We start from the raw sequence: 26434 nt of genomic DNA on the forward strand, positions 1-26434 counted from the left end.
AATCCCTCACCTACGGGTGGGGGATTTTTAATTTTTGATGATTGGACTTTTAGTAGATGTTTTTGATGTGGTTAAAAGGTAAATTTTGGATTGTGGTTGAAGTCAAGAAAAGATTTTGTGTTGCGCATCAGCCGTAGGTGTTAGCGATAGCGAAGGCGAAGCCGTTAGCGTAGCGTTAGACGCTAAAGCGCAAAGAAGAGCGCAATACTGCTGGAGAGCATATAAGTATTAGGTCTGTAAGGGCGGGTTCACCAAAAATATTGATTTCTACACCAGGATCTGAATAAATACGCCCTTACTGAAGAATTTACCCATGAGGATCGATATAGGAGGAGAACATGAGCCGCAAAAAGCAACCTAAAAAATCACTTAAAGTAGATGGCGATCGCCCTATCGATCCCAGTGCAATTCAAGTCAAAGAGACGGTAAATATTGACGGTCAACGCCCGATTGCTGCCGATTGCAATGAAGTGCGCGATACCCTGAATGTGGACGGTCAGCGTCCCATTACTGCTAGTAATCTGCAATCTCAAGAGACATTGAATGTAGACGGTAGCCGTCCAGTCGATCCCAGCGATCTAGATATTAAAGAAACGGTAAATATTGACGGTCAACGCCCTATCGCTGCGAATGATTTTAAAGTTGATAAGACGTTGAATGTGGATGGTCAGCGTCCAATTTCTTCAAATGACAAGGCACAACCTGAGATGCCCTCAGACTTCGTGGATTAATTCGCGAGATATACAAATCAGTAAGGGCGCACAGAGGTACGCCCATAAAAATATATAGCAATTGAAAGAGAAGGCGATCGAATTGAAAATTGTGTCACATTTATGTCACATTAGCCTTCTATTCTATCTTTGAGTAGACAAAACAGTCTGCTTCCTCATGCAAAGATTCAAACCCTCCTCAAGCCACAGTAGGAGGGTATTTTTTTGTCAGCGACCAGTGACCAGTTATCAGTTTTATTTCTTTTCTTCTTGTACTAAGCGGAATTTTGTACTTGTAGTTCTTGAAACTGCGCTCGAATCGTCTCGATTCTTTTGCGATTCACGCCCAGATCGGATTTACCCAATCGAGAAGCTGAACGGACGTGGAATAGTTGCGCGTCGCGATCTAAATAAAACTCGACATCATCGACAAAACCCATTATCGCACTCGTGAATTCAGCATAGATATAGCTGTCAGTTTCCGTCACAATATTTGTTTTCGGTAAACTTGAGATAACTTGTTTGAGTTGAGTCAACGCCACCTCGGGAGCAGATGTATAGTTTAGCGGCTCCACTTTATGGCTGGCATCTGCACTTTGACTAGAGACGCAGTTAGGCGTATTCGGACATGGGGCTAGCTTACCATCGCGCACGCCCAAGTTATTTGGTCTATTTCCTGTAAATATACCCACGCTCTTTATCGGCGAGACATCTATACTATGAATTTTAATATTGTATTGCTCATGTTAGTTGCGATCGCAGGCAATTAATATTTTCTCACGATAGTTACGTTGTTACCCTGCTCAAAACTGGAAACGATGAAACTCAGTAAGATCTATCTTGTTACAGTTCTTTGTGACAAAGACGCTCTGTGTAAAATTTTTTAAAATTTTCTTGGTTTTTCGGGATTTTATTGTATGAAGAAGTTTAAATTTTCCCAAAAACTTTAATTAACCTCAAGCACTCGCGCTACGATTAATTTTAGTAAATTAAAGCATATATACCAGCACGAAAGCATCAAAGGTTCAGGAAAAAATTTTAGAGACGATCTCGTCTAAACTAGAAAAGTTGAGTCAAGTTCGGACTGCGATCGCAAACGATCTGGCAAGAATGAAAATGTAAATAAATCATTTTCAGGAAAAGATAAGGAGTTAATAATGAGTGCATCGACAGAGGACGATATTAAATATATGGATGGAGAATCTCCAAAAAACGAGCCGATTTCACCTGGAGCAAATGGTTCTCAATATGCTCAGGTAGAAAACTTAAGTAGTGGAAGTTTAGATAAAATTCGGGAGATTCTCTTCGGGACGCAAGTTCGAGACAATAATAAAAGATTTAATCGCATTGAAGAACGACTGCTGAAAGAATTTACAGAACTGCGGGAAGATACAAGAAAGCGCATGGATGGCTTGGAAGCCTACATCAGACAAGAGATTGAATCTCTCACAGAAATCGTTAAAAAACAGCAAGTCAGTCGAGATGAAGCTTTCAAAGAACTGACCCAAGAACACAAAAATCAAGTTGAAAATCTAGAGAGAAAGCTGTTTGACTTGGACGAACAAACTCATAAAATTGCTAGAGATTTACGCCAGCAGATTTTAGACCAATCCAAAAATATGAACGAGGATATAGGCAAGAAATATGCTGAAATTTTAGCAACAGTCGAGCGAGAAACTCAGGAAATACGGAGCGACAAAGCTAATCGGATTACCTTATCGGCTTTATTTGCAGAACTAGCAATGCGTCTGAGAAGCGAAACCTAATGTTGAAGCGAAGCCTAAAATTAAAAAACAAAAACTAAGCACACCTGCCAAGTCGTATCTTGCCGCAGAATCTGAATTTGGTTGATGAATTCGCGAAAGTAGAAGCGACGCTCCGATTCAGATAAATCGCGCCAAAATTGGGGAATGGATACAGCCTGAGCTACGGAACGTAAATTAACTGGTGGTAAAGTCGCAAATTTAGCTTGTAACTGAGAGATTTCTGCCCGGAGTTTGTAGGCGCGTAAACTAGCAGTCTCTTCATCCAAAACACCCGTACTAGTAAGCTGAGAGAGTTGAGCTAAAATTTCTTCCCGATTGGCGATCGCATCGAGTAAAGACTGCTTTGCTGCGTCCAATTGCGGAAAATTCATTTGAGCCACAGCATCAGGTAAATCGCGGCAAATGGCAGCGATTGTTTGTTCTAATACCTGTTCGTAGGCAATAGCCGTACACTTAGGGCGATGAGGACACTGCAAGGCGCGTAAGTAGAGATATTCTCGCTTTTGGCGACGAGCAGTAACGCTCACAACCGTCATTGGCGCTTGACACTCGTTACAGATCGCTAATCCGACGAGGGAACGAGGAGCGCTAGCAGTTCTCGGCGGGAGCTGGCGGTCACGCCGCAACAGGCGATCGATCTGAGCCGCCTCTTCGCGAGAAATAATTGGTGCGTGAGTATTGGCGATCGTCTCACCGTTTTGATAAGCCGTATCGCCTCGATAAACAGGATTCGTCAGCCAACGTCGTCCGGTAGTCACGGAAATCTTTTTGCCATATTTTTGTGCTAAATGTCGTACTGCTCCGCGCAAAGAACCAAACAGGAGAAAGTTTTCAAAAAAATCTTTCACAACTGGGGCAGTCGTGCGATCGATCGCGTATTTTTCTTTGCCACGCCGATAACCATAAGGAGCTTTACCAGGAGGAGGCAAGGCATTGAGACGATTGCGAGCGTGTCCCTGACGCAGGCGACGGCTGCGCTGCTGTTGTCCTATAGCGTGTAGAAGTTGAATTAAATCTGTCTGTAGCGTTAATTCACTCCCTAAATCGGTTGCTAAAGACGATTCACCGATCGCTACCTTTACACCCAAAGCCTGCAATTGAACCAAGCGATCGCCAATTTCTGCCACAGAATCGCCCAGATCCTCCAAACCACGGATATATAAACAGTCCGGTGGTGCTGTCTGAGAGTCACTCAACAACTGCTGCAACTGCGATCGCTGCCCTAAGTCTTGATAAACTCGATCCACACCCTGCCATCGACCGAGATCGGGTGTCGGATCGAGGAGAGGATCGGTGTAGCAGTAAGCAAAGATTGTCATTAAGTCGTAAGTTGTAAATTGTTTAATCTCCTCTGCTTCCTCTGCTCTCTTCCCCCTGCTCCCTACTCCCTGCTCCCTGCTCCCTAATAACTGTTAACTGACTCAATTCGATGATATTGCCGTCAGGGTCTTGAGTAAAAAGAGCAGCACGACCAGAAGCACTCATTTGTATAGGACAGTTGTGAGTCAAAAGTCTTTGCTTGGCAGCATCTAGATCGGATACAGCAAAAGCAATATGAGGATTGCGACCCAATTTTTCGGGGTTTTGAGTTGTAAAAGGTACGCTGGGTGCAACAATGAGGTGAATTTGATACGTGCCGACTTGATACCAAGTACCAGAAAAATTGAGCGATCGCTCGACTTTGGCTAATCCCAAAATTTCCCCGTAGAAGCGATCGGCTTGCTCTAAATTGGAGACTTGTATCGCAGTATGAAGACATTGCTCGATTTGCATAAATTGCTCCACCTTCCCCAACATCAGTATCTAATCTTACTTTTCTCGCTTTTTATATTTGCAAAACTTATACGAGTAAGCACTCTTGCAACTGTAAGTCACGACTACACAGGCAAAGCCTGCTCTTGTAGGCTATAGAGTCCGTGCAGGCGAACCGATTACGTGTCTGCGAATTCTATTCGCACAAGCTTGATGCTTACTACCAATCCTACTGTGAGAATCGATGGTGAAGATGAACGTTTCAGAACTAATCGAGCGCTATCAAGCTGGAGAGAGAAATTTCAAAGGAATCGATGCCATCAATGCTGCTCTGAGTGGCGTAAATTTAAGTGGTGCTAACTTGAAAGAAGCATCTTTGAGCGAAGCCGATTTGAGTGGAGCGAATTTAAGCGCAACAAACCTGCAAGAAGCCTCTTTGAGTATGGCAAATCTCGCTCAAGCTGACTTAAGCGGTGCTAAATTGAATGGCGCTAATTTATCTGGAGCGAATCTCAAAGGTGCTAACCTGAGTGGAGCAGAATTGAAAATGGCAAATCTTACCCAAGCCAACTTAACCGATGCCAATATGGACGGTGCTAGTCTTTGGGGAGCATATGTAGCTGGCGCGAAACAGTGAGCAGTGAGCAGTGAGCAGGGGGGCAGTTATCAGCGATCTGTTATAACTTCTGACTTTTGACTTTTGACTTACGACTTACCCTCAACGGCTTGGAGCGATCGCACCACATTTTTATAACCGTTAAACTCGGCGATCGTCAGTGCTGTATGTCCGCCACGATTTTTTAAATTAACATCTGCCCCTGCATTTAATAATAATTCTACGGCTTCGGTGTAACCTCGATGGGCTGCCCACATTAGGGCTGTGGCTCCGGCTGCATCTTGGCGATTCACATCTGCGCCTTTTTTTAATAGCTGTTGCATCACACCGATCTGGTTGCGGTCTGCTGCTTTCATCAGCGGGGTTTTACCGTCTGCTGTTTGGATATTTGGGTCTGCACCGTAGTTCAACAAGATTTTGATTGTCTCAGTGCGACCGAGGCTAGCGGCAAGGTTGAGGGGAGTTTCGTCTAAATTTCTGACATTAGGGTCTGCACCCCGTCGCAGCAATGCTTCGGCAATTTGGCTGTGTCCTTGCAAAGCTGCTACCAGTAGCGGAGTATCGCCAAGCTGATTTTTGACATTGACATCAGCTCCGCATTCGAGTAGAGTCTCTACTACATCAGCGTAGCCTTCAACGGTAGCCAAATGTAAGGGGGTCTCTCCATCTTTGTCCTTAGCATTAATGTCAGCGCCGTATAGAAGCAAAGCAGAGGCAATCTCCCCTTGTCCGCTAGCCGCCGCGATCGCGACTACCGTACTACCATCTTCCGTCCTTGCCTTCACGTCAGCACCGGCTTCCAACAAGGCTTTGACAATCTCTAGGTTTCCTCCGTCTACTGCCAATGTGAGAGCTGTTTCGCCAGCATCATCTTTTGAATTCAGCTCAGCACCTTTAGCTAGCAACAATTGAGTGACGGCAACATCACCTCTTTGCGCAGCTTGCATGAGTGCCGTTCTACCTTCCCAATTTTTGCCATTAACTGCTGCACCATGTGCCAGCAAAACTTTGACTAGCTGAGTGTTAGCTGTTGCTGCTGCTAGAGTTAAAGCTGTTTCGCCTGCTGTGGTTTGGTTTGGATCTGCCCCTGCAACCAGTAAAGCTTGGACGACGCGATCGTGTCCGTGCTGGATAGCTAGGAGCAGTGCTGTATCCTCGTCTTTATCTCTAGTATTGACATCTGCACCTGCTTGTAACAAGATTTGTACGACTTCGAGATCTCCTTTGGCAGCTGCTACCATCAAGGCTGTGCTGTTGTCGTCATTACCAGCATTAACATCAGCTCCTCTCGCAATCAGGAGTTCGATCGCGTCGAGACGGTGGGACGCAGCTGCTAACATCAAAGCCGTAATGCCAAAAAGTTGTCGGTGAATATTGGGATTGGCATTGCGATCGAGCAACACGCGAACGATTTCCCTATACCCAAGTTGAGCGGCAAACATCAAGGCTGTCGTACCCTCGCGATCGCACTCGTTAGGGTCAGCACCGCGATCGAGTAGCGCTGTCACCTGCCCAACGTCGCCACTTTTTACCGCTCGAATTAAGGAGACACCATGACTATCCATGCTCATAATCATCTCATAGAGCGTGGTGCGTGGTGAGTGAGGAGAATTCGGAATTCATTGTGACTTGCGACTTGTGACTTGAATTGCTCCCTCCGCTCCTCTACTCCCGACTCCTCTGTACGGGCGCAAAGCAGTGCGCCCCTACCGACTCCCTATTATAATTTTTATAAAGATTCTTAAAGCCAGGTGAACGCACGATGAATACTCTACTCTCCCCAGAAGTCAAGTTCTGGCTCAATTTTTTCCATCCAGTCTTGATGTGGATCTTACTAGGAGTGTCAATTTATGCGCTCTATTTGGGCATACAGTGGCGACGGGCAAGAACTGCTGAAGGCGAGAAAAAGAAAGAGCTACTCAAAGGTAGATATAACGTCAAACACTACCAAGTTGGCTCGCTGATTCTGGCGCTGATGGTGCTGGGTGCGATTGGTGCGATGGCTGTGACTTACATTAATAACGGCAAGCTATTTGTTGGACCCCACCTTTTAGCGGGACTAGGTATGACAGGAATGATTGCTATTTCTGCTAGCTTGTCTCCTTTCATGCAAAAAGGACAAGATTGGGCGAGATACACCCATATTGTCCTAAATGCTACGATTTTAGCTTTATTTAGTTGGCAAGCCGTCAGCGGAGTCCAAATCGTCCAAAGAATTATTACTAAACAGTAATCGAATTTGGTGTTAGAGCGCGATCGCGCTCTAACATCAACTATGACGGCGCTTCGATTTTTTGGGAAAAGTTAAATTGAAGGACGTGTGAAAATCTTCCTGTACTTTGTGAGTTAGACGGCGGGAGACTTGACGCACGATTTGATTCAAGAGGCGATCGCCTGTAGCTTGAATGACAGATTGCGGCAAGCGCTGAATGAACTTGGGAAAATGCAAATAAACCGATAGATCGAGTTCCCACTCGACTCCAGTAACGACACCGTTGTAATGACTGTTAGTACTAGCATCCACTAAATTCATCACTGCCTTGAAATCTACATCGTAGCCAGGAGCAACGTAATTTGGAATGGCGATCGTTCTAATTCGATAAGCGCCTGACTCTGGAGGTAGAAGTTCCAAACCGACTTTAGGTTCTACTTCGTAATTGAAAGCACCAAAGCGACCGACTGTCAAGGCGTAACCGTTAGCGCCAAGCGGCTCTACTGTCATCGGCTGAGCGCAGCGACAAAACCAACCCTGATGGGCGTTAAGATATTCGGCAACAGTATGCACGTCAGCATACATTTCCATGCAGTCGGTAAACTGACCGTGAAAGCGAGTTAATTTCTCGGCTGGTATTTCTACCTCTGGCACGGCTGCTGCATCCCAAACCGTTTTTGAAGCCTCCATATATTGGTATTCGCGATTGCTTGACAGCATAAAAGCCCTTGTGTCTAATCTGGTCTCTATATTCAGGATGCCCACGATAAGTTAGAGGTTGCTGTTCCCAACTCGATCTTTACTAAAACAAAACGTCAATCTGGCAGAGTTCATCAAATGTTTATCAAATTTAAAATTTAGAGATAGCAGGACAAATAACTGTCGTTTATTTAACATAATCACTATGAAAGCATTTGTAGCAGGCGCAACAGGTGAGACAGGTCGTAGGATCGTCCAGCAACTCGTGGCACGAAATATTCCCGTGCGGGCGCTGGTGCGAAACTTGGAGTCGGCTAGAGCAATTCTACCTAATGCTGCCGAATTGGTGCAGGGTGACGTGCTACAGCCAAGTACCTTAGAAACTGCGATCGCAGATAGTACAGTTGTTTTGTGTGCGACAGGAGCAAAACCGGGCTTCGACCCCACAGCACCTTATAAAGTAGACTACGAAGGCACGAAAAATCTAGTCGATGTCTCTAAAGCCAAAGGCATCGAGCATTTTGTTTTGGTCTCTTCGGTTGGTGCGTCGCAATTTTTCCATCCACTCAACTTGTTTTGGTTAATTTTGGTTTGGAAGAAGCAAGCGGAAGAGTACATTCAAAAAAGCGGTTTGACTTACACCATCGTTCGTCCTGGGGGGTTAAAGAATGAAGATAACGCAGATAAGATCGAGTTATATTCCCCCGATACGCTGTCTTTAAGCGGTAGCATTCCGCGTACCAAGGTAGCCGAAATCTGTGTGGAAGCTTTATTTCAACCAGCAGCGCGGAATAAAATTGTCGAGGCGATCGCCAAACCAGAAGCCCCAGAGAAGAATTTGGCAGATTTGTTTGCAGGCGTTGCCTAATGAGGGAGCAGAGAGTCGGGAGCAGGGAGCAGGGAAGATCGCCACGGGCTGCTAAAAGGATCGGCAGAAGGCGCTTAGTTGCCGCTGGTATTGCTGCATTTGTCTTACTTTCCTTTCTGCGGCATTTACCTCAAGAGCAATCGCCTCCCGATCCTACTTTTGAGAGTAATTTTCCTCCTCTGGTGATGCAGGGGGGAGATCCTTACATTCGGGCTTTAATGCGGACGATCTCCGCTAGCGAAGCAAATGGTTCTCGACCCTATTCTCTGATCTATGGCGGTCAGCGCGTTAGCGATTTGAGCCGTCATCCAGAACGCTGTATCACAATTGTCAACGGTCCTAACAAGGGAAATTGCTCTACCGCAGCGGGGCGATATCAAATGATAAATACAACTTGGTATGCTCTTGCGCCTCGATACCACCCTCAGCCTTCTGGCTTTCTGTTTTGGCAGTCTTATAGTTTTGAGGCAAGATATCAGGATAAGGTGGTCTATGCTTGGCTCAACGACTCGCAAGAGTGGGGAACAGACATAGCTAAATTGTTGCGTCAAGGCAAGCTAGACCGAGTGTTAAGGCTGCTTTCTGGTACTTGGACGAGTCTCGGTTACGGAATTGAAGATAACGCGATGACTAGTTCTTTGCCACGAATCTACCAAAAAGTCTTGCAACAGGAATTACAAGCTAAAACCGATCTTTCATCCCCCGCAGACGGGCAAATGTTTGCACGGGATCTTGACTTTTGACTGCTGCTTGAAGTTCGGGTTGCTGCCAACGTAAAAATGGGTTAGTTTGCTTTTCTATTCCCAGTAATGATGGCACAGTTGCTCGATCGCGATCGCGAGCCTCTTGTACCTGGGCAAAGCGCGATCGCAGTTCTGCATTATTTCCATCTACAGTTAAGGCAAATTGCAGATTTTTCAGCGTATATTCGTGAGCGCACCAAACCCGCGTATTATCGGGTAAATTTCGTAATTTGCTCAAAGAGTCTACCATTTGGGTCGGCGTACCTTCAAACAATCGCCCGCAGCCTCCAGCAAATAAGGTGTCACCACAGAATAATTCTCCAGGTTCGTTTGCGGTGGTAGGAGGGAAGTAGTAAGCAATATGGGCGCGGGTGTGTCCGGGGACGAAGAAAACCTCGCCAGTGCGATTCTCAAATGAAACGCGATCGCCTTCTTGTAAAAACACCTTTTGTCCTGGTATTCTGCCTTTATCTTCGACTCCACCGTAAACTGTCAGTTGCGGAAATTTTTGCATCAGCTTTTGATTTCCACCCACATGATCGTGGTGGTGATGGGTGTTAAAAATTGCTACTAATTCTGCACCGAGTTGTTGCAGTTGTTTTAAAACTGGTTCAGCCTCAGCGGGATCGACAACAGCAGCTATATTATGCTGTGGTTCGTAAAGTAAGAAAATGTAATTGTCAGAAAGTGCGTTGAGACGAATAACCTGCATTTAGTCTGACCGTGTATAGTGCCATTTACAATTTAACGAGTGAGTCTTGGTAAGGCGATCGCTTTAACGGATGAAATTTCTAGGAATAGATTTGGGTTGGAGTTCTGGTGCAAGCGGTTTGTGTTGTTTAGAACTAACAAACGGGCAGTTACAACTATTGGATTTAGATCGTAGAGAATCTATTGCCGATATCCTCGCTTGGATCGATACTTGGGTACAACTAGAGGAACCAGCCATTGTTGCTGTAGACGCGCCGACTCTAATCCCCAACGCCACAGGGATGCGTTTACCTGACAAACTCACTCACAAATATTTTGGTAAATATCATGCTGGTTGCTATCCAGCTAATCTCAGCCTACCTTTTGCTCAAAGGACAGTAGATTTTGGTCTAGCTTTAGAAGCTAGGGGATTTAACCACGCGCCAGAAATTACTCCTCAAATGCCAGGACGCTACCAAATTGAGGTGTTTCCGCATCCTGCGATCGTGCATTTGTTTCAGCTAGATCGGATTCTTAAATATAAAAAAGGAAAGCTGGCGGAACGTTACTTAGAATTGCTCAAACTCCGCCAGCATATTGTTGATGTTTTGTCAACTCTAGAACCTGCTCTGGTTTTGAGCCAGGAGAGTTGCCAATCTTCGGAGATCCCCCCAACCCCCCTTAAAAAGGGGGGCAAAATTCCCTCCATAACGAGTCACAAGAGAATACAATCGGTTTTAAATAGCGATCGCCACGCATCACTGACTCTTGCTAGCCTCAAAGCCGTGGAAGACCAGTTAGATAGTCTAATCTGTGCTTATGTAGCAGCGCATTGGTGGTACTGGGGTTTAGAGCGGAACTGGGTATTAGGCGATCGCACCAGCGGGTACATTGTTGTCCCTGCTCCCTTGCCCGTCCAAGCTGCTAACCTTGACGGCGCTGGAGTCCTCCGCCCAGAGAATTAGTCGCGTCTCGTAAGGATTGGACAGATATTTGTGTTTTGGTAATACCCGTAATGACAATCCTTGTAAGCCAGAAGTGGTGTAGTTAATTTCAACCGTATAGATACTCATTCCCTGTGGATCTGTACCTTGAAACTGCATCGTAATTGATACGCCGTTGACAATTTCCCCACTAGCATCAACGTTACCTTTATACAGTTCTACCTGCACGCTATCAGGGGACAATGTGGCAAGATCGATTCTGGCTTTGACAGCAATATTTTGATTCACTTGAATTTCTGCTGGTTCGGCAATATCGATCTCGACAACTTTAATGTAGTTCCAGTGTTCGGTTAAATCGGCTTTCCAACGAGCCAATTCTTTTGCTGGGATAAATTTATCGGCAGTTAAGGTAGAGTAGCGATCGCTAGCTGGGAAATAACCCCGTAAGGCATATTCGCCTACCATCCGGGAAGTATTGAAAAACGGACAGTTAATCCGAATTGCATCCTTCATTTTGGCAATCCAGTGGCGGGGCAGATTGTCAGTATCGCGATCGTAGAATAGTCTGGCAACTTCCTGCTCGATTAAATCGTACAAGGCATTTGCTTCGACTTCATCTTGGAAATTGGGATCGTCGTAAATTTCTCCATGTCCGATTGCCCAACCAGTGCGGACGTAATCGGCTTCATCCCACCATCCATCTAAAACACTCAAGTTGAGTAGTCCATTCATCGCCGCTTTCATCCCACTCGTACCGGAAGCCTCGCGGGGACGGCGGGGATTGTTGAGCCAAACGTCGCAGCCAGCAACTAACAACCGCGAAATATGCATATCATAATTCGGGACGAAGACAACTTGCTTCTCTAACCCGTGTTCGCGAATAAAGCGGTTGATCTCGCGAATCAGTTCTTTGCCTGGAATATCTTTAGGGTGTGCCTTACCTGCAAAGACAAATTGTACTTTGCGGTCTTTATTGGTAAGAATTTTCTCGATCCGCTTAAAGTCACGCATCCATAAAGTTGCCCGCTTGTAGGTAGCAAAGCGCCGTGCAAAGCCGATGGTTAAAGCATAGGGGTCTAGAACTTCTTGAGCTTCGGCAATTTCAGCAGGAGAAGCACCGCGATCGCGCAAATGCTTGACTAAATGCTCCCGGACGTACACGATCATGTCTAAACGACAGCGTTCGTGGTTGCGCCACAACTCTTCATCGGGAATTGCATCCATCCGTTCCCATAACTGATTCTCGCTGGGGGCTGAAGACCAATTTGGACCCAAATAGCGATCGTATAATTCCTGGGTTGACTTAGCAACGCAACTACGGGCGTGAACCCCGTTAGTGATGGCTGTAATTGGCACTTCTTCTTCTGGAACACCGTGCCACAATCCTTGAAACATCTCGCGTGACACGACACCGTGTAACTGGGCTACCCCGTTGGCAAAAGTCGCCATTTTTAGCGCTAACACTGCCATACTAAAAGGCGCGCTCAGATCCCCAGTATTTTCGCGTCCCAAGCCCAAAAACTCATCGCGTCCCAACCCGAATGCATCGGCATAATGTCCCAGGTAATACAACATTTTGTCTGCGGGGAACAAATCGATCCCTGCGGGAACCGGGGTATGGGTGGTAAATAGGTTACTTGCTGCTACGACTTGCCTAGCTTCAGTAAAACTCAAACCTTCACCCTGCATCAACACGCGGATGCGTTCTAGCGCCAAGAATGCCGAGTGTCCTTCGTTCATGTGGTATGCCGTGACGTTATATCCCAACGCCTTCAGCATCCGCACGCCACCGATTCCCAACATAATTTCTTGGTGGATGCGCATATCGAGGTCGCCACCGTAGAGTTGGTCGGTAATGTTATGGTCGTATGCGCCATTCGGTTCGATATTGGTATCGAGCATGTACAGCGGAACCATCCCCACCTGGACGCGCCAGACTCTTGCATAGACGGTTCTTCCGGGGTAGTCCACTGCAACGCGGATCTCAGAGCCGTCAGGATTGCGCTCTAAGTGCAGTGGCATATTATAAAAGTCATTGATGGGATAGCGTTCTTGTTGCCAACCATCAGCGTTGAGATATTGGGCAAAATAGCCTTGCTGATAGAGTAAGCCCACACCCACCAACGGTAAACCCAAGTCACTCGCAGATTTGAGATGATCTCCTGCTAGTACCCCTAAGCCACCGGAGTAGATGGGCAAACAATCTACTAAACCAAATTCTGCCGAAAAATAAGCGTAACACTCTTTGGCATAGCGCGTAGATTCGTGTAGTGTGTGCTGCGATGCCAGGCTACCGTCTCCCGTTTTCTGTCCGCGTTGTTTATCATACCAGGTGCGTTCTTGCAAGTAGTCATCTAGCTGACGGGCAGCTCTATCCATTTGCGCCAAGAAGCCTTCATCCTCCTCCACTTCTTGCAACCGCGCTTGACTAATGTTACCCAACATTAATACAGGGTTATGGTGGCTCGATTCCCACAAATCGGGGTCTAAGCGCCGAAATAAATCTTTGCTTTCAACGTTCCAATCCCAATGTAAGTTGTAAGCCAGCCGCCGGAGAGGTTCGAGGCGCGGCGATAGGCGAGGAGAGACATTAAACGTGCGAATTGGTTGCATATAGCAGGGTGTAATTCTTTCTTGCTTCAGTTATCAGTTATCAGTTGTCAGTTATCAGTCTAGCCAACTACCAATTACCCATTACCGATGACTCATTGCTTCAGTTATCAGTTATCAGTCTAGCCAACTACCAACTACCAATTCAGCTAGATGTAGTAACAGTTTCTACCTTACTCTCTTCAGTACGAGTAAAGAACTTTTGACCGATCGCGCTAGTGAGAATGTGGGAGAGTAAGCCTAAAGGACCTGCAAATAAACACAAGGCTAATGAGTGAATCGTCCAAACTCCGGTGCGCTGTCCTTCCCAGTAAATCCAACGTCCGACAAATAAATCCATGACGAGATAATGAGTCCATCCCGTCGCCATGACTTTCGGATCGGCGAAGATTTGGGCGAGATCTGCTAGTTTTAATTGGGGATTGGATAAAGCTTGAGCGTTTTCGGCTGTGAGACTGTTGACGAAGAAAAAACCGTATAACACTGCTAAGGCGACAAACGGGAGGTAAGATTCCATTATCTTTCGGGTTACGCCCCAATTTGGCAGCAGAATTATTAATACCCAAAAGGGTAAAACGAAGATATTCGCGCCGTTGAAGAGTTGCTCGATTGTCATGATACTGCAAAGTAGGGGTGAGACAATAGCACTACTACAGCATTACTACAGGGGGCGATCGCTATCTGTCAAGTTACTATACGATCGCGCTTAAATCTAGGTAGGGTGCGTTATTTAACGCACCCTATCAATATACATATACTTAAATCTAGTACAAAAATCTAGTGCAAACGACGACGAAACGCGATCGCCTGTTGTGGATTGGGAATTTTTTCGGCTAAAGCTTCTACTAACATATGAGCCGATATACTAGGGTTTTGAGTTAAAGTTTCTCGAATTAGAAAACTCGCAATTGGTCCCACAAAATTAGTTAGTTCTTGATGGCAAAGTTTCACGAATTCGGGATGCAGCGAGGAACGTTGCTCGATTGGAGGTGGCGTGACTTGTGGTGGTTGTGAGGGAAAATTACCTGTAGTCTGCGGATAAAAAGAAGCCTGTTGTTGGCTGGGAAATACAGTTGTTTGTGGCGATTGCGGTTGAAATCCTGACCTAGGTTGATTAATTACAGTAGGCTGCGATCGCGCTCCACCCATTGCTGAAAGTACTTCCATTGCCGATTGATAGCGCTCTCGCGGTCTGTCGGCAAGCATTTTATTCAGAATTTGAGTCAAGCCGTGACTGACGGGTTTATAATCTTGCCAGAGCCACTCTAAAGAATAGCGATCGAGCAATTCATGGGGTGCTTTACCTGTTAATAAAACAATTGCAGTTACTCCCAAAGCATAGAGGTCGCTACTAGGAGAACAGTGACCCATCCGAATTTGTTCGTGGGGCGCATAGCCAACTTTACCCACCATAGATTTATAGTTAATATAGGCTTGCCCGGAGTTATTAGCAGCCATATTACCAGATGCTTCTACTCCCTGCTTACCTACGCCGAAATCAATTAATACGGGTAAATTTTTCTCGCCATCAAAGATGATATTATCGGGAGAAATATCGCGATGAATGATTCCGTGTTGGTGAATGTAATCCAATACAGGTAATAAATGCTGAAGCCATTGGAATATTTCTGCTTCTGAAAATGCTTGTCCGGTTTTTAGTAGACGGTCTCGTAAAATATGAGAATAATTCTTGCCGTCAACGTATTCCTGAACTAAAAATAGCCGTCCGTTATCTTCAAAACAAGCTAAAAACTTAGGGATTTGATAGTGAGAGATTTGATATAATATTCTTGCTTCCCGCTCAAACAAATCGCGAGATTTTTGCAAACAATGTGTTGCAATTGAATCTGGTAAAAATTCTTTTAAAACGCAAAACTTATTAAAGCAATGTTGGTCGTAGGCTAGGTATGTCCGTCCAAACCCTCCTTGTCCTAAAACTCGATGTAGCAAATAACGATTAGCGATTAACATTCCCGTTGCCGTATTTGCAGTTTGAGTTTTCACTTCAGGCAAGGCAATTTCTTCAATCGGCACTTCTGAGTAGAGTTTGAGTGGCACTAACTCAGTTTGACCGTTGGTTGTGACTTTGGTATAAACGATTTTTAAAAAATTGGCGTTATTATTGTTACCGTCAGCCATAGCGATCCTTTCCTCGGACAAAGTGGAGGGAGAGGTGTGTATAAAGTTATCATCCTATTTACTCTTATTATTAATTAGGAGCGAAGTAGAATGGTTATGCAAGACCAAATCTAAAATAGGGTAAGCGATGCCTACCCTATAACTTAATTATTCACAAACAAATAAGAGATTTTTGAAAAAGCTTAACGAACGGTAATAATGAGCGTTTGTCTTAATTTACCGTTGCCACTGACTTGCTGTGATATTTGTGTCCCAGGTCCAGAAAGTTTAATCGCCACGTTAGAGGAAACTGGTCGATACTCGCCCACAATTTCAACTTTGTTAGCTCCTTTTGTTAAATAAGGCACTAAATTGAAGCTTGTTTGACTTGCTTGTAGTTTTTTCACTTCTACCCCATCTACCATGACTTTTCCGGTTAGACGGGTATTTCCGGCGATCGCCACTGATAAAATGTGAGGCGATCGCAGTGCGGTTGCATTCAAACTAATTCCGGTTGTTTGTTGCTGCGACGACTGAGTCGATGATTGACTATAGGTGCTAGCAACAGTATGAGAATACGAATAGCTTCTTGAATAATTCATAGGTTCAATTATTTGACTGTTTGATGGTAAAAATAAATTATTTTGATAATAATTCAATGGCGAACTTAGTCCTAAAACAGCAATTATGAATCCGATTAACATCTTTAAGTTAGTAGGGAGAAAGTGAGTGGTAATGGGTAATGGGTAATTGGTCACTAATTACTGATAACTGAAAAACCCCTTTGTATAAGCTCAGTGTACAAAAGGGTGAGGGGATTTGTGGAATTAACTTCAAGAAAATTGAAATATGCTACGAACAGCGATCGGTTATTGCAGTTATTAAGATGATTTGCGTTCTAGCAATCTTGTTTGATGCCTATAATTCAAGTACTAGGTGGGCATTACCCACCCTACTGATAACTGATAACTGATAATGGCTCTAACGGCGTTCCAAAGCTCCTTCTGGAGTAGGTACATTCACGCGAACATCGACAGGAGTATAAATATTTGGAGTATCTATCCCCATTTCGCGCAATTTGTTGTCGCCTTCACGACCACCTAGTTTATGTTCGCTGCGGCGATTTTGTCTGACGCGATCGCCTTGACCGACTTGAGTAGACGTATGAGTACTATTGTTGTTGTAGCAATTTTCGTCAAACTCGGCGCTAGCTTCGTTGTTTTGCTCGGCTGGCTCTCTAGATACGCCCACTTGCACGTTCACGTCAGTTGCAGTACAAACAGCTTGGGCGGGTTTAATTGTTGTCGTACCTAAAGCCACTACAGTAGAAAGGGAAAATAAACCAAGGGACAAAAATTTAAATCTCATAAATCTCACTTTTTCCTCCTGATGTGAATGCTGATTTGTAGTTTTATTCGCACGTTGTTGATGAAGAACTATAGGTGCGAGAAACGCCACCAGAAGAAACAGTGGTCTGCGATCGCTGGTGGCTGTAATTCCCCTTGTTACAATCAGTTCGATTTCTCAGAACTTGAGAATTATCAATTGCACGAGGTTGCTCGATCGCGCAAGCAGCCACAGATAAAGTGGTAACGCTGAGTAAGCCGAGTAACCAGAATTTAAACCGCACTTTTAGCTCCTATTTACCGACGGCTATCTGCAAGTGGTTGTGGAAGAAGTTTGAGTGCGGCTAACTCCACTACCAGAAGAAGTGGTTGTGGAAGAACTTTGGTGACTGTATGTACTACCGCCTCTACAACTGGTTTGCGTCCGCCGGACTTGGGGGCTGACACTCCAAGGGCTGCGTCTGGTACGAGTATTGTAGATCCGCCGCCAGCGGTTGCTACTTCTCACGGCTGGGCGATTGCGTTGAATTGTAACTTGAGAGTTGCCGTTGGTAACGCGAATGTCGTCACCCCGAACGACCGTCGATCCCCCATTACTCGACCGGATTTCTACGTTGCCTGCTTTTGCCATTTCCATTGGTAACACTAGGAAAATAGAGGCAACCAAGACTGAAATCGATTTTTTGTTCATCATGAGCAGATACCTGCACTAATAATTGTGGTTGAGAGTGAGAGCTAGCTCTCATCTCTCAACCATTAACTACCACTTAACGACGATGAAATACATCGCGATCGCGGCGAATTCGAGCATCTTGAGTGTTTTGGTTGACAGAAGTGTTACCGCTACCAAATTGATCGGTCAATTGATCGGAGGTTTGATTGATAACATCTCTCGAACGCTCTGCACCACCACGCCGTCCAAATCTTCTTTCAGATTTATCAATTTCAGCGTTTTGAGTGCTTTGGTTAACAGAAGTGTTGTTATTTCCTTCTTGGATTGTGGTTTGGACTGAATCTTGTTTAATCTCGTCTGCTTTAGCAGGCAGCGCCAGCAATCCAAAGCCAGCAGCAGCAATAATTCCGACTAGACCAGCTTTAACCGTAGATTTGATGGTTGTCATAGTTTTTCCTTCTTTTTGCACTTAGTTGTTAGTTGGGCTGTAGAGACGTTACATGTAACGTCTCTACAGCGAATTCTTATCTTCGTCGAATGAATTGGTCGATCTTGTGCTGGATGCGGTTATCGGTTCCGTTCGTCACAGCATCGCTTTGAGCGTTTTGTCTGGTGGTACTGTTCGTGCTGTCACCACGTCGATCTTGGTCGCTGTATTGGTCGATTTGTTGATCTATGCGGTTGTTTTCACCGCTTGCAGAGCCACTGACACGGGAATTTTGAGTTGATGTATGATTTCCCGAACCGTCACTGTGAATGATATTCGTTTGCCGAGTGCTTTGGTTGACGCTGCCACCATCGCTCGCTGTTGCACTGTTAGAAGAACTACTACGACTAGTGACATCGGCACGCGCGGGAAGGGAATTCAATCCAATGCCGATAGCAGCAACAAGACCGAGCAAACAAGTTGAGAAAATTCTCTTCACTTCTGGATGTGAAGTGGTGTTTAGCATGTGCGTGACTTCCTTCGACTAAGATCGGTTTCTGAGATTGGTTCTGTAGTTGAGGGTCGTCAAATCCGATCGCCAGCGCGGGTGTGTGTAAGCAGCATAACCCAACCTATTGCAGGATGGGAATTGGGGTTTAGCGATCGCGAACCTCAAAGCGGTCGCGGCGAATCCGTCCATCTTGAGTGTTTTGGTTGACAGAAGTATTACCATCACCATATTGATCGGTGAGTTGGTCGTTACCTTGGTTGATGGAGTTGCGATCGGGACGACCTTCTCGGCGATCGGGACGACCAAATCTAGTTTCAGTTTCCTCAATTTCGCCCGTTTGGGTATTTTGGTTGACGGAGGTGTTGTTGTATCCCTCTTGTCCGGTGGTTTGCGTGTTACCTTGATTAATCTCGTTATCGTTGGCTTTGGCAGGTAAAGCAATTAGACCAAAGCCAGCAGCAGCGATTAATCCAACTAAACCTGTTCTGAGTCCGGCGTTAAGATTGGTTCTGAGAGTTTTGTTTGTCATTTTTATTACTTCACTTGCACTTGGTTGTTATCCTCAGAAGGAAGATATCCTTCATGTCGGAGGTTTTTAGAGATTTGTTCCACAGATGAGCAGGTGTTTTTAGTTACTTGCTGCATCACTATTACAGTTAATCAGAAAAGTTGTGCCTGATTTCGGAAAGAAAGCAAAATTTTTTGAGAACAGAGAGAAAAAAAAGCGGCGATCGCAAGATATATCAAACATTTGACGCGATCGCGCCAGAGCATTGAGAATACTTGCTGTAGCTACTAGCGATCGCAGGTACTAGCGAGGATAAACAGTAATGCCGCGATCGACAGAAGTGTTTTTCTTGTCATTGCGATTGGTTTGTTGGTTATTGCCTCGATTATGCTTGTCTTGGCGAGAAGACTCGGAGGAATCGTGCAAATAGTCGTAGTCACCGGAGCGATCGAATTTCGTTTTTATCCCCTTTTTATCAATTTCGGCAGTTTGAGAAGATTGTTGTACCGAAGTATTGCTATTACCATCTTGCCCAGTAATTTGCGTGTTAATTTGAATAATCTTATCGGCTCGGGCAGGCAGACAAAGCCATCCGAAACTTGCAGCTAAAATTAAACCGCTGCAACCAGTTTTGAGGATGCGATCGATTTTCATAGTAATTTCTTCCTTTGTACTTAGCTGTCAGTCAGTTATCAGTGAAGAAAGGGTGTGGGGTGTGGGGAAAATTCGGAATTCGGAATTCGGAATTGGAGATCGTTCTCCTCTGCTCACCTGCTCCTCTGCCCCCCTGCCTCTCTGCTCCCTACTCCCTGCTCCCTTCCAAAAAGACTTTGACTGAGTTGTATAAGTTCCTAATGGTTAAGGAGATGATTTTGATGAAATGGTGGCAACGTTCGCTCGCGCCAGGATTTATCTCTGCTAATCTGGTAGGCATGTTCGGCAGTCTAGCGATCGCGCAGTCAGATTTATTAACTCAAGCAGAAATTTATAAATTAGTGGATCGAGTCCAATTATGGCTGAAAAACCAACCGCCGCGATCGGCGCAAGTTGCAGACATGGTTCAGCCTCTCGATACCATCAAAACCGCTCCCCTCGCCAGAGCAGATTTAGTTTTTAATGAAGGTTCGCTGGTGCGGTTGGGGGGAAATGCTATTTTTCGCTTTGTACCTGGTAGTCGTAGTTTTCAGTTGCGTAACGGTACTGGCTTGTTTATTTTTCCACCTGGGGATAAGAGCGGTACTGTTGTGACACCAGAAGCTGTAGTTACAGCGCCGGGAACAGCTGTATGGGTGCAGCATAACTCAGATAAACACATGACATCGATTGGAGTTTTGACCGAAAACCCCCAAGTCCCCGTGACTGTTGCAACTTCTGGGGGTGAAGGCGTAGTGGTTTTAGATGCGGGACAGCGCACATCTGTGAAACAAGGAGAATTGACATCTGTAAAAGATATGAGCTTGAGGCGATTTTACAAAGCCTGCAATCTAGCGGCTGACTTAGGCACGGCGGAGGAAACACTGAGCGATAGCCTCCCGCCACAAGCACAAAATACGATTCTGACAGTCCGAAATCAGGCGATCGCAGCTTTAGAAGATCAATTCCGCGAAGAAACCGAACCCCCACCTGGTTTCGAGCAGATCGTACCGTGTACCGTTAAAGAAGAGCCAAAAGATATTTCAACAAATTCTCAGAATGTATTTCAGGGATTTCCATCTGTGCCAAGTAGGAGATGATGGGTCAGATCGCTTTTACATCCCATAATTTCATCGCGTTATCCCAACTAGCAGAGGAAGCGTAAATCTGTCCGCGATCGCGTTGCGGTTATACAGAGTATCTAACTTCTAAAACTTCAGTACGGGTTAATAGCTCGTCCTGCGCCAACACCAGATGCATCCACAATAGTCCTGGGACAGTGCTAGCAATTATCTTTCACATCCATAACCCAATCTGTGTCGTCATTCGTCATTCGCCATTTGTCATTCGTCATTCGTCATTTGTTGATGATAATTATTCTCCCTTGTCTCCCTTGTCCTCCTTGTCTCCCTTGTCCTCCTTGTCTCTCCGACTGCCGACTCCCGCCGTTTAACAATAAACCGTAACATCTTCACCACACTCGTCTGCTAGGAAGCACAGGCACTTGAAGCGGAGGTAAACGATCTGTTCGTAGAAAGGATTTAACTTGCATAGAGGTGGAATGTGAACCAGCGTACGCCCAAAGCAGGTAATTGTCCGTTCAAAAGGACACCGTGAGGGAATTAACTGACAAAACAGATGAGCAAATTTGGGATTGTGAATTTCTAGACTTTCTAACCACTGGCAGATATTACTTTTGAGTGCGATTGGTGCGAACATAGGGATCTCTCCTTTTGTAATACTGAAATTAGGTTGAACTGATGGGTTTTATTTATATAGGTGGTTAATTACCTTCATTTATTTGATAGGTTTACCTCTGCTGTGTTATGCAATTAACGTGAGCGATTGATTCATGCGTCCCCGTCAAGGCATTATCGAAATCTTTTCGACCTTTCTGCAATTTGACGCAGACCGCTTCCGTGCTTGGGTCAGCGACCCGCACTTGCGGCGGAGTATGCAAGCTAGGCTGGCACAATCTCCGCAAATGGAGGCGGCGGAAAACTATTGGGTTCTTTACTGGTATAAATTGTGGCAAACTCAGCCTGATAGTCTAGCTAAGGCACACCTTACCGCTTACTTGCAGGAAGTGTGCTACTGGACGGCACATAAAACGAGTGCCAGCTTTGCTTCATCCCAATACACCTTGTCCGATTGCTTTCAAATGGCGATCGCCCGTTTTGATAAGGTCTTAAAAGGCTTTAATCCCCAATTGGGCTATGGGTTCAAAAACTATGCCAGTGCCATTTTTAGCAGCGTCCTGAAAGATTTGCTGCGCCAACAGCAAGAAGTCGATATCTCTACAAATTGGTCGCTGCTGCGTCGCTTGAGTCAAAAAAGACTGGTGGAGTCTTTACAAAATGCCGGACTTGGTATGGACGTTACTAACCGTTACGTCCTTGCTTGGAATTGCTTTAAAACGCTTTACGTCCCGACTCACCCCACGGGAACTCGCCAGCTGCCCAAACCGGAATCCGAGACTTGGGAGGCGATCGCTAAACTTTACAATCAAGAACGCATTACCCAACTCCAGCCATCAGGGGCAGAATGTAACGCCCAGACGCTAGAAAAATGGCTCATTGCCTGTGCCAAAGCCGCACGTTCTTACCTTTATCCCTCACTCGTATCGATTGATGCTCCTAAACCAGGGCAAGAATCAGGAGCATTTCTTGACGATCTAGGTAACTTCGAGCAAGATAATTATCTCAATGAAATGATTGCTGTTGAAGAACAGAAAAAACAGCAATCGCGGCAAATTCAGATGCAGGCAGTTTTAGCAGAAGCGATCGCTAAATTGGACTCGCAAGCACAGACAATTATGCAAATGTACTACGGACAGGGACTGACGCAACAGGAAATTGCCAAAGCGATCGACACCAAACAATATACAGTTTCTCGCCGCCTCACCAGAGCCAGAGAAAGTTTGTTACTGGCTTTGGCAAAATGGAGTCAAGAGACATTGCATATTACTCTGACATCAGAGGTACTCAATAATATCAACACAGTTTTAGAGGAATGGTTGCAGGTACATTACCGCCGTCCCTCTTCGCTCATGGAGTCTACCTCATGACCTTCGATCCTAACTCGCTAACTTTGACCGATCCGACACAGTTGTGGCTGGAAGTGTCCGATTTGGTGCGATCGCAGGCATGGCAGCGCAGCCAAGCTTGTTCTCATCCCAGCAGTCGTTGGAACGCCTATCTCAATCAAGTTTGCCTCCAGACTATATTACCCTGGTTGCGCGAAGAACACGCTGGAAAAGCTCTGGCTGTACCGAGTTTCACCGCTTTACCTAGCATCTGGGAATTCGTCAATGGAACGGGCGTAGCTTGGGACAGGATGCGGATAGTCTTAATTCCTACAGAGACAATTGACTTGAGCGAACTGCGCGTACCTCAAGAATGGGTAGACATTCCCGACTGGGTTGCCGATTATTACTTTGGCGTACAAGTAGACCCCGATTGTGGATCTATTAGAATTTGGGGTTATGCTACCCACGAACAACTCAAACAAAATGGTAGCTACGACTCCCAAGACCGCAGCTATTGCCTAGATGAAGCCCATGTAATTCAGAACATGAGCGTATTGTGGGTAGGTAGACAACTCGGTATTACTGAAACGACGCGCCGGACAGTTGCAGCTTTACCCGTCATTCCTCTAGCACAGGTAGAAAATTTAATTCCCCGCCTGGGAAACTCAGAAGTTGTAAGTCCGCGCTTGGCAGTACCGTTCCAATTATGGGGTGCGTTAATCTCGCATGGCGGTTGGCGACAAAAACTTTACCATCACCGTTTGGGACATCCCGAACAGTGGTCGGTTTTGGAATGGCTGCAAACAGGAGTATCGGACGCAGCAAGACAGATGGGATGGGGACAAAGCACCTGGCAACCAGCAACAGCAATGGCAGCAGCACGAGGGACGACACAATTCTTTCCAGAAGTTTTGCTGACTCGCCACATGATTATTGCCCAGCAGCAGTATGAATTACGAGTGATGCCTCGTACAGGGGGAGTCTGGCGATTTGAGTTACGTCATGCTATGGGGGATTCCATTCCTGCCGGATTTACACTACGCTTGCTGACCGAAGACTTACAAGCATTTGAAGGCAACGAAGATACAGCTAGCAAACCTGTAGAATGTTTATTTGTCGAAGTCTCCCTTGCCTCAGGCGAAGGCTTAATTTGGGAAATCGAACCCACACCAATCAATTACGATCGCGAGATTTTGCGGTTTTGAGCAGTGACTCCTGACCAATTACCAATTACCAATTACCAACACTCACTGAGCCAATGCTAGTATTCTCTGGGCGATCGCATCGGTAACGGGCATTACTGATAATCGATTGCCTGGTCTGACTACGCCTAGTTCTTCTGGGCTAAATTTTTGTTTCAACGTAGGTAGGGAAATAAATCGAGGAAAAACCTTGACAAATTCCACTTTAACTGTGTGCCAGCGCGGCAAATCAGAATCCGATTTTGGGTCGTAGTAGGGGCTACTAGAGTCAAACTGCATCGGATCGATAACTTCAGGTGTGACAACTCGCATCAAACCCACAATTCCTGGGGGTGTGGCATTAGAGTGGTAGAAAAAAGCTAAATCTCCTACTTGCATTTGACGCAAATAGTTGCGAGCTTGATAGTTGCGTACCCCATCCCAAATTGTGGTGCGATCGCGATCGAGGTCTGAAATGCTATGAGTTTGTGGTTCTGATTTCATTAACCAATAATTCATTTTAAGTCGTAAGTCGTCGTAGGGGCGGGTTTAGCGACAGATTCACGATTTTAGCAATCAATCTTTGTTCAAAACCCGCCCGTACAAAAGTCGTAGGGGCGGGTTTAGCGACAGATTCACGATTTTAGCAATCAATCTTTGTTCAAAACCCGCCCGTACAAAAGGCGTTTCCAAAATTAATGAATTTACGTAAAATAATATGAAGTATTGATAAAAATAGTAGCATTGGAGATTAGCTAGCTCATGGCTGAAGCATCAGATCGGCAACGGCAGATTATGGAACATTTATCTCGTAGTACGGGAGATTTTATTAAACCGTCACTCAATTCAGAAGACCGCAAGAAACGGATTATGGAGCATATTCGCTTAACCAAAGGTTGAGACGATCGCAAAGTGTAAGGTTATTTCGGCTCGATATCCTTGACACTCATAACTTGAAAATGCCATATTCCCGGTTGACACTCTCGCGATCGCTAGAGTGAAATCGATCAATATTCACATTGTCTGAACTCACATATTTCTGAATTCACATATTCTGAGCCGAATGCTACACCGATTAACATTATTTGTCACTGGATCGATTTTGGTAGGCTTGAGTAATTATACTGCGATCGCTCAAGAAACATCTCAAGTAGCATTCAGCAGTGTTAACCCTGGCATTGTAGAGCCGATGTTGGGGAATATGAAAATATTGCAGTCAACTGCACCAGCGACCCTGAGCGTTAGCGTACCATCAGAGCTAGCGGCTCAGATTAGTATTTTACCTCCGAGTTTGGTAGAAGGAGTGTCAGACGATCCAGCGGGGACGACGCGGATAGGCTTTCTGAACTTTGGAGCAAATAGCCTAAGCAGCGATAGTCAAAATAATACTGCCAACTTACCCACAGGTAACACGGATTTAGAAGTGCGGATGCGGGTAGAGCGTCCTGTTGCTTTTACGCCGGGGAATTATAACTATCGCTTGACTCTCAGCGTCACTGTCACGCCACCTTGATTACTAACCTTAATTACTGCGGTACGGTGAAGCTGACGCTAAAGGGAGTGTGATTTTTCTTGTCCTCACCCCATTTCATCTCACCAGAGAGTTGATACTCTCCTGGTGCTAACTTAGCTTGTTGTGGAGTTTGAGCAGAAATTAATACGTAGCGTTCTCCTTGGGCGATCGCCGTAGTATCGTTAATTTTACCTGTAGAAATCTCTTGCTTGCCTTGTGTCAACGTCCAATTTCCAGCTACAACAGCAGAAGCTTTGCCTGTATTTTGCACGAGTAATTGCACTTGGTTCGATCTTGGGTTAAATTTGGCACTATTAGCAACGAGATTTGGTGATACATCTCCTTTGCGGACGTATACAGTGACACCAATGCGCGGCACAACAGAAGTGATGAACGTGACTTGATTTGCCTGGTTAGTTTGCGTAACTTTAGCCGCCTGAAGGTTTTCTGTAAAAATCATAGTGCGATATTCACCATCTGGTAAGCTGGGTGGAAAACGTACAATGAAACGAATTTTCCGCTTACTAGAGCTAGGAACGACTAACTCTGTAGGAGAGAATTGCAGATAGGGGCTGAGATCGTTAGGGCTAGATTTCAACGCTTGAAACCCTTGTTCTTTGTCGTAAGTAAAGGGAGCAGTGTAAACGCGGGCGCGAAAGGCTTCTGGTGCTTGATTGTAAACAGTCATCGTACCTTGTGCTTGACCCCGTTTGGCTTCTGTCTCCACGACCATAGGAGTAATAGCAATATCTGCACGGGCAACACTGCCCCAAAATAAAAAGCTAGATAGCAAACAACTACCTAGTAACGAATAGCGACCGATGGCAGCAACATTCATCAATGGTTTTACCAAAATAACTATTGTTGTTAGTTACGCAGGCGCAAC

At 45.4% G+C, this 26434-nt stretch carries 31 protein-coding genes and 1 pseudogene; 12 read left to right on the forward strand and 20 right to left on the reverse strand.

The window, feature by feature from the left end; genetic code table 11:
- Positions 1–338 precede the first annotated feature (338 nt).
- Complete coding sequence (locus H6G17_RS05300; RefSeq protein ID WP_192154849.1) at positions 339–731, forward strand: hypothetical protein; 393 nt, start codon at positions 339–341, stop codon at positions 729–731.
- Positions 732–985: 254 nt separating this feature from the next.
- Here the strand turns inward: H6G17_RS05300 and H6G17_RS05305 are convergent, their stop codons facing one another.
- Positions 986–1402, reverse strand: a complete 417-nt coding sequence (locus tag H6G17_RS05305) for a DUF1499 domain-containing protein (protein WP_192154851.1) — start codon at positions 1400–1402, stop codon at positions 986–988.
- 465 nt (positions 1403–1867) lie between these two features.
- Between H6G17_RS05305 and H6G17_RS05310 the strand changes: the two genes are divergently transcribed.
- Positions 1868–2476 (forward strand): hypothetical protein, encoded by a 609-nt coding sequence (locus H6G17_RS05310; RefSeq protein ID WP_192154853.1) that lies wholly within the window; start codon positions 1868–1870, stop codon positions 2474–2476.
- Between the two features lie 20 nt (positions 2477–2496).
- Here the strand turns inward: H6G17_RS05310 and H6G17_RS05315 are convergent, their stop codons facing one another.
- Both H6G17_RS05315 and H6G17_RS05320 read right to left on the reverse strand, forming a co-directional pair.
- A complete protein-coding gene (locus H6G17_RS05315; protein ID WP_192154855.1) occupies positions 2497–3795 on the reverse strand; it encodes a recombinase family protein in 1299 nt (432 codons plus the stop codon).
- Positions 3796–3892: 97 nt separating this feature from the next.
- Positions 3893–4249: pseudogene (locus tag H6G17_RS05320) on the reverse strand (VOC family protein); the annotation flags it as partial.
- A 232-nt stretch (positions 4250–4481) separates the two neighbouring features.
- On the opposite strand from H6G17_RS05320, the gene H6G17_RS05325 reads away from it, so the two are divergent.
- Positions 4482–4865 carry a pentapeptide repeat-containing protein gene (locus tag H6G17_RS05325; protein ID WP_192154858.1) on the forward strand — a complete coding sequence of 128 codons (384 nt, stop codon included), beginning with the start codon at positions 4482–4484 and terminating at the stop codon, positions 4863–4865.
- 68 nt (positions 4866–4933) lie between these two features.
- Here H6G17_RS05325 and H6G17_RS05330 read toward each other — a convergent pair whose 3' ends face one another.
- The gene (locus H6G17_RS05330) at positions 4934–6415 is read right to left on the reverse strand and encodes an ankyrin repeat domain-containing protein (RefSeq protein WP_192154860.1); all 1482 of its coding nucleotides are present in this window, start codon (positions 6413–6415) and stop codon (positions 4934–4936) included.
- Positions 6416–6606: 191 nt separating this feature from the next.
- Here H6G17_RS05330 and H6G17_RS05335 point away from each other — a divergent pair, with 191 nt between their 5' ends.
- Positions 6607–7077: a DUF4079 domain-containing protein gene (locus H6G17_RS05335; RefSeq protein ID WP_192154862.1), complete on the forward strand. Its 471-nt coding sequence runs from the start codon at positions 6607–6609 to the stop codon at positions 7075–7077.
- 36 nt (positions 7078–7113) lie between these two features.
- Here H6G17_RS05335 and H6G17_RS05340 read toward each other — a convergent pair whose 3' ends face one another.
- Positions 7114–7776 (reverse strand): DUF1997 domain-containing protein, encoded by a 663-nt coding sequence (locus H6G17_RS05340; RefSeq protein WP_192154864.1) that lies wholly within the window; start codon positions 7774–7776, stop codon positions 7114–7116.
- Positions 7777–7960: 184 nt separating this feature from the next.
- Here H6G17_RS05340 and H6G17_RS05345 point away from each other — a divergent pair, with 184 nt between their 5' ends.
- Positions 7961–8623: an NAD(P)H-binding protein gene (locus H6G17_RS05345; protein ID WP_192154866.1), complete on the forward strand. Its 663-nt coding sequence runs from the start codon at positions 7961–7963 to the stop codon at positions 8621–8623.
- Complete coding sequence (locus H6G17_RS05350; RefSeq protein ID WP_242038250.1) at positions 8623–9366, forward strand: glycoside hydrolase family protein; 744 nt, start codon at positions 8623–8625, stop codon at positions 9364–9366. The genes H6G17_RS05345 and H6G17_RS05350 overlap by 1 nt, the downstream gene beginning before the upstream one ends.
- Here the strand turns inward: H6G17_RS05350 and gloB are convergent.
- Entirely contained in the window at positions 9305–10078 is a 774-nt protein-coding gene (gloB, locus tag H6G17_RS05355; protein WP_192154868.1) for a hydroxyacylglutathione hydrolase, read from the reverse strand. The genes H6G17_RS05350 and gloB overlap by 62 nt on opposite strands.
- 70 nt (positions 10079–10148) lie before the next feature.
- Between gloB and H6G17_RS05360 the strand changes: the two genes are divergently transcribed.
- Positions 10149–11021 (forward strand): DUF429 domain-containing protein, encoded by an 873-nt coding sequence (locus tag H6G17_RS05360; protein ID WP_192154870.1) that lies wholly within the window; start codon positions 10149–10151, stop codon positions 11019–11021.
- Here H6G17_RS05360 and glgP read toward each other — a convergent pair.
- The 11 genes from glgP to H6G17_RS05415 all read right to left on the reverse strand — a co-directional run bounded on the left by glgP (position 10923) and on the right by H6G17_RS05415 (position 19847).
- Positions 10923–13613 (reverse strand): alpha-glucan family phosphorylase, encoded by a 2691-nt coding sequence (glgP, locus tag H6G17_RS05365; RefSeq protein WP_192154872.1) that lies wholly within the window; start codon positions 13611–13613, stop codon positions 10923–10925. The two genes, H6G17_RS05360 and glgP, sit on opposite strands and share 99 nt — an antisense overlap.
- A 142-nt stretch (positions 13614–13755) precedes the next feature.
- A complete protein-coding gene (locus tag H6G17_RS05370) occupies positions 13756–14226 on the reverse strand; it encodes an ABA4-like family protein (protein WP_192154874.1) in 471 nt (156 codons plus the stop codon).
- Positions 14227–14387: 161 nt separating this feature from the next.
- Positions 14388–15749, reverse strand: a complete 1362-nt coding sequence (locus tag H6G17_RS05375) for a serine/threonine-protein kinase (RefSeq protein WP_199316527.1) — start codon at positions 15747–15749, stop codon at positions 14388–14390.
- Positions 15750–15931: 182 nt separating this feature from the next.
- Complete coding sequence (locus H6G17_RS05380) at positions 15932–16330, reverse strand: hypothetical protein (protein WP_192154876.1); 399 nt, start codon at positions 16328–16330, stop codon at positions 15932–15934.
- Between the two features lie 379 nt (positions 16331–16709).
- Positions 16710–17096, reverse strand: a complete 387-nt coding sequence (locus H6G17_RS05385; protein WP_192154878.1) for a hypothetical protein — start codon at positions 17094–17096, stop codon at positions 16710–16712.
- Positions 17097–17139: 43 nt separating this feature from the next.
- Complete coding sequence (locus tag H6G17_RS05390; RefSeq protein ID WP_192154880.1) at positions 17140–17358, reverse strand: hypothetical protein; 219 nt, start codon at positions 17356–17358, stop codon at positions 17140–17142.
- Positions 17359–17381: 23 nt separating this feature from the next.
- Positions 17382–17768, reverse strand: a complete 387-nt coding sequence (locus tag H6G17_RS05395) for a hypothetical protein (RefSeq protein ID WP_192154883.1) — start codon at positions 17766–17768, stop codon at positions 17382–17384.
- Positions 17769–17841: 73 nt separating this feature from the next.
- Positions 17842–18195 carry a hypothetical protein gene (locus tag H6G17_RS05400; protein ID WP_192154885.1) on the reverse strand — a complete coding sequence of 118 codons (354 nt, stop codon included), beginning with the start codon at positions 18193–18195 and terminating at the stop codon, positions 17842–17844.
- A 76-nt stretch (positions 18196–18271) separates the two neighbouring features.
- Positions 18272–18700, reverse strand: coding sequence for a hypothetical protein (locus tag H6G17_RS05405; RefSeq protein ID WP_192154887.1), 429 nt, complete (start codon positions 18698–18700; stop codon positions 18272–18274).
- A 130-nt stretch (positions 18701–18830) separates the two neighbouring features.
- Positions 18831–19214, reverse strand: a complete 384-nt coding sequence (locus H6G17_RS05410; RefSeq protein ID WP_192154889.1) for a hypothetical protein — start codon at positions 19212–19214, stop codon at positions 18831–18833.
- 282 nt (positions 19215–19496) lie between these two features.
- Positions 19497–19847: a hypothetical protein gene (locus H6G17_RS05415; RefSeq protein ID WP_192154891.1), complete on the reverse strand. Its 351-nt coding sequence runs from the start codon at positions 19845–19847 to the stop codon at positions 19497–19499.
- A gap of 221 nt (positions 19848–20068) precedes the next feature.
- On the opposite strand from H6G17_RS05415, the gene H6G17_RS05420 reads away from it, so the two are divergent.
- A complete protein-coding gene (locus H6G17_RS05420) occupies positions 20069–20926 on the forward strand; it encodes a FecR family protein (RefSeq protein ID WP_192154893.1) in 858 nt (285 codons plus the stop codon).
- Positions 20927–21275: 349 nt separating this feature from the next.
- On the opposite strand, the gene H6G17_RS05425 is transcribed toward H6G17_RS05420, so the two are convergent.
- On the reverse strand, positions 21276–21545 hold the full coding sequence (locus tag H6G17_RS05425) for a Mo-dependent nitrogenase C-terminal domain-containing protein (RefSeq protein WP_192154895.1): 270 nt from the start codon (positions 21543–21545) through the stop codon (positions 21276–21278).
- A gap of 133 nt (positions 21546–21678) precedes the next feature.
- On the opposite strand from H6G17_RS05425, the gene H6G17_RS05430 reads away from it, so the two are divergent.
- Both H6G17_RS05430 and H6G17_RS05435 read left to right on the forward strand, forming a co-directional pair.
- Positions 21679–22893 carry a sigma-70 family RNA polymerase sigma factor gene (locus tag H6G17_RS05430; RefSeq protein ID WP_192154897.1) on the forward strand — a complete coding sequence of 405 codons (1215 nt, stop codon included), beginning with the start codon at positions 21679–21681 and terminating at the stop codon, positions 22891–22893.
- The gene (locus tag H6G17_RS05435; protein WP_192155121.1) at positions 22890–24059 is read left to right on the forward strand and encodes a DUF1822 family protein; all 1170 of its coding nucleotides are present in this window, start codon (positions 22890–22892) and stop codon (positions 24057–24059) included. Before H6G17_RS05430 ends, H6G17_RS05435 begins: the two co-directional genes overlap by 4 nt.
- A gap of 42 nt (positions 24060–24101) precedes the next feature.
- Here H6G17_RS05435 and H6G17_RS05440 read toward each other — a convergent pair whose 3' ends face one another.
- On the reverse strand, positions 24102–24554 hold the full coding sequence (locus H6G17_RS05440; protein ID WP_192154907.1) for an EVE domain-containing protein: 453 nt from the start codon (positions 24552–24554) through the stop codon (positions 24102–24104).
- A 243-nt stretch (positions 24555–24797) separates the two neighbouring features.
- Between H6G17_RS05440 and H6G17_RS05445 the strand changes: the two genes are divergently transcribed.
- Both H6G17_RS05445 and H6G17_RS05450 read left to right on the forward strand, forming a co-directional pair.
- The gene (locus tag H6G17_RS05445; protein WP_015156971.1) at positions 24798–24935 is read left to right on the forward strand and encodes a hypothetical protein; all 138 of its coding nucleotides are present in this window, start codon (positions 24798–24800) and stop codon (positions 24933–24935) included.
- Between the two features lie 163 nt (positions 24936–25098).
- Positions 25099–25548 (forward strand): hypothetical protein, encoded by a 450-nt coding sequence (locus tag H6G17_RS05450; RefSeq protein ID WP_192154909.1) that lies wholly within the window; start codon positions 25099–25101, stop codon positions 25546–25548.
- Positions 25549–25561: 13 nt separating this feature from the next.
- On the opposite strand, the gene H6G17_RS05455 is transcribed toward H6G17_RS05450, so the two are convergent.
- Positions 25562–26386 (reverse strand): hypothetical protein, encoded by an 825-nt coding sequence (locus H6G17_RS05455; RefSeq protein WP_192154911.1) that lies wholly within the window; start codon positions 26384–26386, stop codon positions 25562–25564.
- Positions 26387–26434: the final 48 nt, after the last annotated feature.

It is taken from the genome of Chroococcidiopsis sp. [FACHB-1243] (assembly GCF_014696895.1).
Taxonomy (GTDB): Bacteria; Cyanobacteriota; Cyanobacteriia; order Cyanobacteriales; family Chroococcidiopsidaceae; genus Chroococcidiopsis.